We start from the raw sequence: 9399 nt of genomic DNA, 5'->3' as shown, positions 1-9399 counted from the left end.
TCTTCTCACGCTGACTCCGCATCGCATTCATTCAGACGCGTCGCAACGGACGCGGTTTAAAGAATGAGGAAGGTTTAAGGTCTATGGGGCGAGCCCCGTCATCCAAGGTCAAGCGTCGACCTTGTGCGCCCTTGTTCGTCGACGAGGATCGCGCCTTCGGGCGATTTGAGCGCTTGAGGTCGAGGCGCGATTATACGGCGGAGAGTAGAGCAGCGTGAGTCCGCGACGCACGCGACGATCCGATTGGCGTCTTCGCAGCTTGGGGGCGATTTCGGAACGTCGTGATCCGCACTGCGCCTCGCGGCACAACGAGAAGGGGCGACTCAAGTCGCCCCTACATGCCGTTAGTTGCCGGTCGCTCCGTCTCCGCGAATCATCGAAAGCGCCTTCTCTCCAGACCGAATCCGCTGTCGGCGCTTTCGGAATCGACCACGTCCAGCGAGACGATCAGTCGGCCGGTCACCTCGGGACACGATTTAGGCGTCCAGGTTGTCGAGCGCCTTCTGAAAGCGGTTGGCGTGCGAGCGCTCGGCCTTGGCGAGCGTCTCGAACCAATCGGCGACCTCGTCGAATCCTTCGTCACGCGCGGTCTTGGCCATGCCGGGGTACATGTCGGTGTACTCGTGGGTCTCGCCCGCGATGGCCGCACGCAGGTTGTCGCCGGTCGGACCGATCGGCATGCCGGTGGCCGGATCGCCGACGGCTTCGAGATATTCCAGGTGGCCGTGTGCGTGGCCGGTCTCGCCCTCGGCGGTGGAGCGGAAGACCGCCGCGACATCGTTGTAGCCCTCGACATCGGCCTTGGCGGCGAAGTAGAGGTAGCGACGATTGGCCTGAGACTCGCCCGCGAAGGCTTCCTTCAAACTCTCTTCGGTTTTGCTGCCCTTGAGCTCCATGTCGATCTCCTCACGATGGAATGAACGGGGGTTGGCTGAACCTTCACCGATGACCTTAGTCACCTCGAAGCCGTTTCAGAAATTGTTTGTTCCAATGACTGCGATCGTCCCTTTTTATGGGCGACGTCGTCCCTCGACAAGTCTGTGAACTGGTTCGGCAACGCGCCCCAGTGCACCTGCTATATCCTATGCTGATCAACAAGGAGCAGACTATGCCAGCGTCCACCGGCTTACGGACATTCGACATTGCGCCAGACATCGCCCCGTATCGGACTCCGGGGGAAATCCGTTCGGAGCGCACCGCCCAAAGGCGGACGCTTCTGCAGTTGACCGATCCGCACCTCTTCGCCGACCCCGAGGGGCAGTTGCTCGACGTCACCACGCGGCGTAGCTTCGAGGCGGTGTTGGAGCTCGCGCTCGCGCATTCGCCGCCGGCAGACGCTTTGGTGCTCACGGGCGATCTCGTCCATGACGAGTCGCGTGAAGGCTATCGCACGCTTCGTCGCTTGCTCGATCGCACCGGGCTGCCCTACTACTGTATCCCCGGCAACCACGACTCGCGCGCACTGATGCACGAACTGCTCGGACCTGCAGCACTCGGGCCGGTCACCGCACGCAAGCACGGCGGCTGGAATCTCGTGTTTCTCGATTCCACCGAGCCGGGACGCGAAGGCGGACGGATCGGCCCGGACCGACTCGCAGCGCTTCGCGATGCCGTCGCGGCAGACCCCTCACCCGCCGTCATCTTCCTGCATCAGCATCCGATCCCTGTGCGGAGCGCATGGATGGACAAGCTCCGGGTCGAGGACGGAGACGAGCTGATCGGGATCTGCGACCGACACACTCATGTCAAAGCCCTGGTCTGCGGTCACATCCACCAGGAATTCGAGCATCGGATCGAGGATTACCGTGTCCTTGGAACACCCTCGACCTGCGTTCAGTTCGCACCGCGCCAAGCCGATTTCGCGATCGATACCCAAGCCCCCGGCTATCGAGAGATCACGCTCCTTCCCGACGGCGCGCTGGAGACCCGAGTCGTCCGTCTCGACGGCTATCCGGAGCGCCCGAGCCAAACGGCGGGCGGTTATTGAGGCGCCCGCCGCCTGTAAGACGTCGCGCGTGTGACGCCCAGTCAGTCGATCGCGAAACTCGGGTACTGCTGAAAGTCCAGGGGCTCGCAAGCAACCCCGGTCACCGCGGCACCCGGTGGACCGGTGCGCAACCAGTCGCGCAGATGACCGACCGCATTCGACTCCCCGCAAACCAGTAGCTCCACGCGGCCGTCGGGGAGATTTCGCGCATATCCGGTCACGCCCAACCGCATCGCCTGCTCGCGAGCCGACGCACGGAAAAACACCCCCTGCACCCGCCCGCCGACGAGACACCGGTAACAGACGCGTTGCTCGCTGTGATGCTCATCCATTCTCTGCTCCTCGGATCGAGTCCCGAACCCCGCCCGGATGGGTGGTTGGCTTGCCGGTCTATTTGGCGGCGGCTTGGCGCTCGCGCTTGTAGGCCGGGAAGGTGACGTCTTTGTAGCGTTCCTGAACCACGTACTCCCCGAGCCACATAAACTCCGTCGCATCACCCGTGGCCCCGGTATATCTGGCCACCAGATTGCCGTCGAGGTCGAAGAAGGCAAACACCGGCGTCGCACGCACCCGATGCGTCTTCAGCGCAAAATCCTTTTGTGCCATCGCAGTGCCCGTAAAATCATGGATCTCGACATCGCCCTCGATATCCACCGGGAAGATCATGAAGTGTTCTTTGTAGTAGTCCTGCACCTCGGGCTGGTTGAGCACCGTGGTCTTCATGCGATGACAAAAGGGGCACTCGTCCATCTCGAACATCAGCAGGATGCCCTTCTTGCCCTCGTCTCTCGCCGTCGCGAGCTCCTCGGCGAAATCACCGAAGGTCGAGTCGAAGAAATACTGGGCTGGATCTCGGGTCGCAGCGCCGACCGCAGTCGCGCACAGCATGAGCAGGATGAACATCAGTCGAAGCCGTTGCCGACCGTCAAGCGAACGCAGGTGAGCCATTCTTGTCTTGCCTCCTCGCAACATTAGGGCACCGGGCGAACGTCCGGGCCGGGCTGCCTGATTCTCACCAGTTCGGCGTGACAGTTCAATGCCCGGATCTCGCGACTCCGGATGCGGCGGCTCGGGCGGACGAAACATCGGCTTTCACTGCCGACGCGGTTTAGACTAATGCCCGACCCATGACATCAGCAACACACCGAGCGCTGGCCCGATCCGGGATCCGCGCATTCCGGCGACCCTATTCGGAGACCGATCATCCATGAGCTACATCCTCGTCCTCTACTACAGTCGCTACGGCGCCACCGCCGAGATGGCTCATCACGTCGGACGCGGCGTCGAGGCCGGCGGACTGGAAGCGCGCCTGCGGACCGTTCCTGCCGTCTCGACCGTCTGCGAAGTGACCGAGGACAGCGTCCCGCCCTCCGGTGCGCCCTATGCCGATCAAGACGACCTGCGCGGCTGCGCCGGCCTTGCCCTCGGCAGCCCCACGCGGTTCGGGAATATGGCGGCCCCGATGAAATATTTCCTCGACGGAACCAGCGGCCTCTGGCTCTCCGGGGCCCTTTCCGGCAAACCCGCCGGCGTCTTCACCTCGACATCCAGTCTGCACGGCGGTCAAGAAGCCACCCTGCTCACCATGATGATCCCCTTGTTTCACCACGGGATGCTGTTGACGGGGCTCCCCTACACCGAGACCGACCTGCTTCACACCCGCACCGGGGGCACGCCCTACGGCCCCTCGCACCTGGCCGGGCCCGACAGCGCACTCCCGGTCACGGACGAGGAGAAGCGTCTGTGTTTGGCCTTGGGTCGTCGGCTCGCCGAGACCGCGGCGGCACTCTCGCGCCGCCCAGGCTGAAGCACCGGACCCGCATCCCCGAGCAGGCGGAACCTTGGCCGACCATCCCGGGCAACTGCACCTGCCCATTACACTGATCCGCGAGCCGACGCTCGCGGACTATCGCGCCGGACCGAATGCAGAGGCGCTCGCCGCAGTCGAGGCATTGGCGTCCGGGGCAGGCGAGCCTTACGTGTTTCTCTTCGGAGGCGCGTCGACCGGCAAGACCCATCTGCTGCAGGGCGCATGTCAGGCTGCAATCAAACGGTCGCGCACGGCGCAGTACATTCCGCTCGGCGAGGCCGGGCTGATGCCCTCGATCTTCGACGACCTCGAGAGCCGCGATCTGTTGGCGATCGACGATGTGCAGGCCATCGCCGGCAAGGCAGAGTGGGAGGTCGCCTTGTTCGATCTGTTCAATCGAGCGCGCGCGCGCGGATGCGCGCTTCTGATTGCGGGGAGCTCGGCCCCGGACGCGCTGGGACTTGGTCTGGCGGATCTGTGCTCGCGCCTGCAATGGGGGCCGCGCTACTGTCTCCTGCCGCTCTCCGACCAGGACTGCGAGCGCTTGCTCACGGAGGTCGCCGCGGAGATCGGTATGCGGATGGGCCAGGAAACCGCCCGATATATCATGAACAACTATGCCCGCGATCCCGGCTCGCTGGTCGCCCTGCTCGAGCGGATCGACCAAGTTAGCCTGCGCGAGCAACGCCAGCCGAGCATTCCCCTGGTGCGTCGGGTCATGCGCGGCGAGAGCTGAACGGCGAACGACTTAGGGTGTGACGATCCGGCGCAACGACCCGGCGAATCGACTCCCGAACGGCTGATACCCGATTCACGCCTCGCTGTCGGGCAGCGTCGCCGCTGCAGCCCCCGACGGGCATTCTGCGGCCTCACTCGCTGCAGATCAGGCGCCCGAACCTCGCCCGGTCGAGCGTCGCCGACTGCGTGCAGACCCTCCTCAACCGCTCCACGAGCGGGCCGTCGGGATCAAAGATCAGAACCCAAGAGGTGGCGGCCATGCTCATGCCCTCGAAGCCATCCACTCGGCAGGCCGCATAGACCTGCTCGTAGAGGTCGTCGCAGAAGCTCGGTTCGATGCGCTCGGAGCGATAACCGCATTGCTCGATCACCGCTTGGAGCGCTCCGGTACCGGTCGCGCCCGTGTAGGCGCTCACATCGCCGAAATCCCGCAGACCGGCAGCCTCGAGGTTCGCAATCACGCGATCGCGGCACGCGTCCCACGCCGGCCCTGACTTGGCGGAGAAGCCGGGAGCCGCATAGTGCAGAAGGATCAGAAAGAGGCCGGCGGCAAACAACCCCTGAAGCCGTGGGCGGGAGACATGAACCATGTTGAGCTCCTGTCCGGACGACGAAGGCAACGCCATCTAGCTTGGCGATCGAGATCAGCGGGGCGCCACTCACGACGAACCGGAGATCTCCGTATCGAGGCTGCGCGGCCGGTGTCGGTCCAGTCCTTCACAGCGCGCTCGATGGCATGAGTGTGTTTTATTCAGTCTATGCCAAGACCGACGGTCCTGCACCCGACACCGCCGGATCTTGTCGGGCTCAAAGACGAGTCATCGCGACCTGAGCATTTGGAAAGGCCAGGCGACGCCATCACTTTTCTTGGAGCCGAACGCTATGCGCTGAAGACGACCGGACAAGGTCGGTACACAGGGAACGCCGGTTCGGGCGCAGTCTTCCAAGCCGTACCGGAGCTCGACCGACATGCTCACGACCCTGAGTCTCTTCGCCGTTTTGGCCGCAGCCGCGATCCCGGCAGGTGTGCATCTGGGATTTCGCGCACCTAGGCTGCGCGAAATCGGAACGCCGGCGGATTCCGGCCTCGACTTCGAGACGGTTCGCATCCCGACCGTGCGACGCCGATCCCTCTTCGGCTGGCTGCTTCCGGCAGCCGACTCGACACGCACCCTCGTCATCCTGCACGGCTGGGGCGGCAACGCCGAGCTGATGCTGCCCATCGCAATCCCCTTCCGAGAGGCCGGCTTCAACGTGCTGCTCTTCGATGCCCGCAATCACGGCGGGAGCGACGGCGACACCTTCTCCTCCTTGCCTCGGTTTGCCGAGGACCTCGGGATGGCCATCGCCTGGCTCAAGCGGCATCACCCGGGACGGGCTAAGTGTGTCGCCGTGCTCGGCCACTCCGTCGGGGCAGGGGCCGCCCTGTTCGAGGCATCGCGCAACCCGGACATCGCGGCCGTGATCAGCGTTGCCGCGTTCGCCCATCCCGCTCGGGTGACCGAGGCATCGGTGCGACACCTGCACCTACCCGCACCGATCGTCTACGGGATCATCCGCTACGTGGAATGGCTGATCGGACACCGCTTCGACACGATCGCGCCGATGAACACGGTCACCCGCATCACCTGTCCGGTGTTGCTGGTGCATGGCCGAGCGGATCGCGTGGTTCCGGTGGAGGATGCGCGCCTGATCCATGCGCGATCTTCCGGACCGCACGTGCATTTGCTGGAGATCGACGGCGCCGATCATGATTCGGTCGATCGCATCGAGGACCATGTCGGCGCCTTGATGGAGTTTCTCGAGCAGCAGTGCGCCGTCGCGGATTCGGGCATAGCGCCGCCGATGCGCGTAAGGGAAAGCATCAACCGGCCCATAGAAGCGCGGTAGGATTTCGGGCTCCCGGTTCCGGACTGCGGATCGTCCCGAGCGGCACGCGAGCACCAAAAGACCGGCGAGGACGACCGGCAACGCATCGGCACCCATATCCTGACCGATGGCGCGCACCACACCCGTATCTCAGTAGCCCCACTCTTCATGAGCCAACGGCAGACCGTTGAGCAGGTCCCGCGACTGCCGCCATTGCGGCAAATGGCGGTCCATCAGCTCGACAAACCGCGCATTGTGATGGCGTTCCAGCAGATGCATCAGCTCATGGACGAGGATGTACTCCAGACACTGCGGAGGCTTCTTCGCCAGCTCGGTGTTGAGGCGGATCGTCCGCGTTTCCGGATTACAGCTCCCCCAGCGGGTCTTCATGCGCTGCACGAACAGTCGGTGGACGCGGAGCCCGAGGATGGGTTCCCACGTTCGGAGCAGAGTGGTCGCCGCATCCCGGACTTGCCGGCGGTACCAGTCGGCCATAACGGCGTCGCGCTGCGCTTGGCTCGTCCCCGGCCGAATCCTCAGCACCAGTGAACCTGGATTGATCGTCACAGTCGGTGCCGCCGCTTCCTCGACCAATCTCAGCAGATAGCGGCGGCCCCAAAGATAATGGCTCTCGCGCTCCATAACCTCGCGCGGCGTTTCCCGTGCCTGCGCATGGAGCTTTTTCTGCTGGGTCCTGATCCAGCCAAGCTTGGACACGGCGAAGACCCGCAGGGTCTCCAGGCTCATGTGGGCGGGTGCGGCGAGGCGAACCCGGCCGTCGGGCGGATAGACACTGAGGTGGACGTGCTTGATGTCCTTGAAGACGACATCCACGGCGACCTCGCCGAGCTGAATCCGGTCGGTCATCAGTACTCGGACTGCGCCTTGATGATGAGAAAGACCCGCTCGACCTCGCTCGTGTCCTGCAACACGCCATAGAGCGCCGCCTTGATGACCTGCTCGCGGGCCTGAACGCCACGCCAGCCGTCGGGACGCACCGTCTTGACCACCTCGTCGATCTTGAGCGCCAGATCCACCGCGACGGCAGCAGGCGCATAGGCCCCTTGATCATCGGCTGCCGGCAGCGCCCCCAAAGGAGATGCGGCGATGGACTTCAAGTTATTGAAGAGCGCCCGCTTTCCCGGTGTATCCAGTGCCGCCGGGGTGTCTTTGGCCTGGCCGGCTGCGACCCGCTTCGCAAGCTCCGCAATCTTCTGCAGATACTCCTCGTAAGCGATCGCCTTCGCCTTGCGCTGCGCGATGATCTCCTGCAACTGGGCGGAGATCTTGGCGTAGAAGGCCGGGTCGGTCAGATGCTCCTTGATGATCGTACGGCGGACGTTGTTCTCGATCGTCTCTGCGATCGCGTTCTTGTTGCCCTGCATGCGGCCCAGGCGCGTGGCGATCGCCTCGGCGATGCCGCTCTTCACGATCAGATCCAGCAGGCCAAGGTTGTCGAAGGGCGAGATCCGGCGCGGATCGTCCGCCTCGATGTAGGTATCGATGAGATGTCGCATGTCGGCCTCGTAGGGCTTGAGGTCGAGCGTCTCGCCGCTGGCCTGTCGGATCAACCCCCGCAGCTTCAGCGCTTGGTCGAGCTGTTGCTTGATGCGGGCAATGTCCTCGCCGCTGTAACCGGCCTCCTCCAGCTCGTCGGCCATGTTGGCATAGGCCCGGACCAGGGCAACGGTCGCCATGTAGAGCGCGGCCCGTCGCGGCTTGCGTTCCTCGAGATCGCCTGAGATCTCGGTGTTGCCGCAAAAGTAGCGAATATGCTCCAACTCGCCCTTGGGCGGTTCCACCGGCTCGCAGAGGAGTGCGAAGGTTTCCAGGGCCGTGTCCAGGCGCTCCTTGCCGGTCTTGAGGCGATCGCGCAAGAGAACCTGCGGATCCGCGCCGCCGGGGCTGCGGTCCAGCTCCGAGGTGTAGACCGCGATGCTGTTCTCGACCTTCTTGAAGAGATCCTTGTAGTCGACGATATAGCCGAAGTCCTTGTCGTCTCCGTCGAGCCGATTGGTGCGGCAGATCGCCTGAAACAGACCATGATCCTGCATGGATTTGTCGATGTAGAGATAGGTGCAGTGCGGCGCATCGAAGCCGGTCAGCAGTTTATCCACCACCACCAAGAGCTTCATGTTGGCCGGCTCTTTGACGAACAGCGTCTTGGCCCGCTGCTCGTAGGTCTCGGTCTTGGTCATACCGGGCTTTGCGACGACATCCTTCAGCAGATCGTTGTAGATCTTGTAGATGAGCTGCTTGTCGGTCTCGGTGTTGGCGCCGACCTCTTCCTTGGTGACATCCTTGGCCTGCGGGTTGTAGGAGGTCACCACCGCGCACTTGCCCTTCAGCGGCGTCTTCTGAAACAGCATGAAATACTTGCATGCCTCGTAGATGCTGGAGGCCACCAGCATGGCGTTGCCGCGTTGGCTGGACAGGCGCGGCTTGAGACTGAAGTCGAAGACGATGTCGCTCACCACCCGATCCATGCGCGAGCGCGAGCTGAGCACGCTTTGCAGGGTCACCCACCGGCCCTTCAGCTCCTCCTTCTGCCAGTTGTTCAAACCCTTGGTCTTGATCTCGAACCAGGCGTCGATCTTCTCTTTGGAGCCGAGCCGCTGGTCGATATCGCGCGCCTCGTAGATCAGATCGAGCGCCACCTCATCCTCGACCGCCTCGCTGAACTTGTAGGTGTGGATGTAGCCGCCGAAGACCTCGAGGCTGGTGGCCTTGTCCTTCTTCAGGAGCGGCGTGCCGGTAAAGCCGATGAAGACCGCGTTGGGCATCAGGGCCTTCATCACCCGATGCAGCTTGCCGCTCTGGGTGCGATGACACTCGTCCACGAAGACGAAGACCTCGCCGACCGTCCGGCTGGGCCGTCCCTCGAGCTCCTTGATGAAGGCGTCGACGTCATCCACATCGCGGCGACCGAACTTGTGCACCAGTGAACAGAGCAGCCTTGGCTTGGCCTGGCCGAGCTGGGCCATCAAATCGCGCC

General features: G+C 63.6%; 10 protein-coding genes. 4 read left to right on the top strand and 6 right to left on the bottom strand.

All coding sequences use genetic code 11. From position 1 onward, the window contains the following. Positions 1-476: 476 nt before the first annotated feature. Positions 477-896, bottom strand: a complete 420-nt coding sequence (locus VLR48_RS17290) for a rubrerythrin family protein (protein ID WP_007194770.1) — start codon at positions 894-896, stop codon at positions 477-479. A 326-nt stretch (positions 897-1222) separates the two neighbouring features. Between VLR48_RS17290 and VLR48_RS17285 the strand changes: the two genes are divergently transcribed. Continuing rightward, entirely contained in the window at positions 1223-1987 is a 765-nt protein-coding gene (locus tag VLR48_RS17285) for a metallophosphoesterase (protein ID WP_325292984.1), read from the top strand. A gap of 41 nt (positions 1988-2028) precedes the next feature. On the opposite strand, the gene VLR48_RS17280 is transcribed toward VLR48_RS17285, so the two are convergent. Together VLR48_RS17280 and VLR48_RS17275 are read right to left on the bottom strand one after the other, a co-directional pair. Further along, entirely contained in the window at positions 2029-2319 is a 291-nt protein-coding gene (locus VLR48_RS17280) for an acylphosphatase (protein WP_325292983.1), read from the bottom strand. A 58-nt stretch (positions 2320-2377) separates the two neighbouring features. Next, on the bottom strand, positions 2378-2935 hold the full coding sequence (locus tag VLR48_RS17275; protein WP_325292982.1) for a thioredoxin family protein: 558 nt from the start codon (positions 2933-2935) through the stop codon (positions 2378-2380). Positions 2936-3194: 259 nt separating this feature from the next. Here VLR48_RS17275 and wrbA point away from each other — a divergent pair, with 259 nt between their 5' ends. Together wrbA and hda are read left to right on the top strand one after the other, a co-directional pair. Continuing rightward, a complete protein-coding gene (gene wrbA / locus VLR48_RS17270; protein ID WP_325292981.1) occupies positions 3195-3794 on the top strand; it encodes an NAD(P)H:quinone oxidoreductase in 600 nt (199 codons plus the stop codon). Between the two features lie 34 nt (positions 3795-3828). After that, a complete protein-coding gene (gene hda, locus VLR48_RS17265) occupies positions 3829-4533 on the top strand; it encodes a DnaA regulatory inactivator Hda (protein ID WP_325292980.1) in 705 nt (234 codons plus the stop codon). 133 nt (positions 4534-4666) lie between these two features. Here the strand turns inward: hda and VLR48_RS17260 are convergent, their stop codons facing one another. After that, the gene (locus VLR48_RS17260) at positions 4667-5125 is read right to left on the bottom strand and encodes a hypothetical protein (RefSeq protein ID WP_325292979.1); all 459 of its coding nucleotides are present in this window, start codon (positions 5123-5125) and stop codon (positions 4667-4669) included. Positions 5126-5504: 379 nt separating this feature from the next. Between VLR48_RS17260 and VLR48_RS17255 the strand changes: the two genes are divergently transcribed. Next, positions 5505-6425: an alpha/beta hydrolase gene (locus tag VLR48_RS17255; RefSeq protein WP_325292978.1), complete on the top strand. Its 921-nt coding sequence runs from the start codon at positions 5505-5507 to the stop codon at positions 6423-6425. Between the two features lie 129 nt (positions 6426-6554). Here the strand turns inward: VLR48_RS17255 and VLR48_RS17250 are convergent, their stop codons facing one another. Together VLR48_RS17250 and VLR48_RS17245 are read right to left on the bottom strand one after the other, a co-directional pair. Beyond that, positions 6555-7271, bottom strand: a complete 717-nt coding sequence (locus tag VLR48_RS17250) for a SprT family zinc-dependent metalloprotease (protein ID WP_325292977.1) — start codon at positions 7269-7271, stop codon at positions 6555-6557. Beyond that, the coding region (locus VLR48_RS17245; RefSeq protein WP_325292976.1) for a type I restriction endonuclease subunit R at positions 7271-9399 on the bottom strand (2129 nt) is incomplete at its 5' end. The genes VLR48_RS17250 and VLR48_RS17245, both read right to left, overlap by 1 nt.

The sequence above is a fragment of the Thiocapsa sp. genome (genome assembly GCF_035467215.1).
In the GTDB taxonomy this organism is placed as follows: Bacteria; Pseudomonadota; Gammaproteobacteria; order Chromatiales; family Chromatiaceae; genus Thiocapsa.
This window is presented reverse-complemented; position numbering and strand designations above follow the sequence as displayed.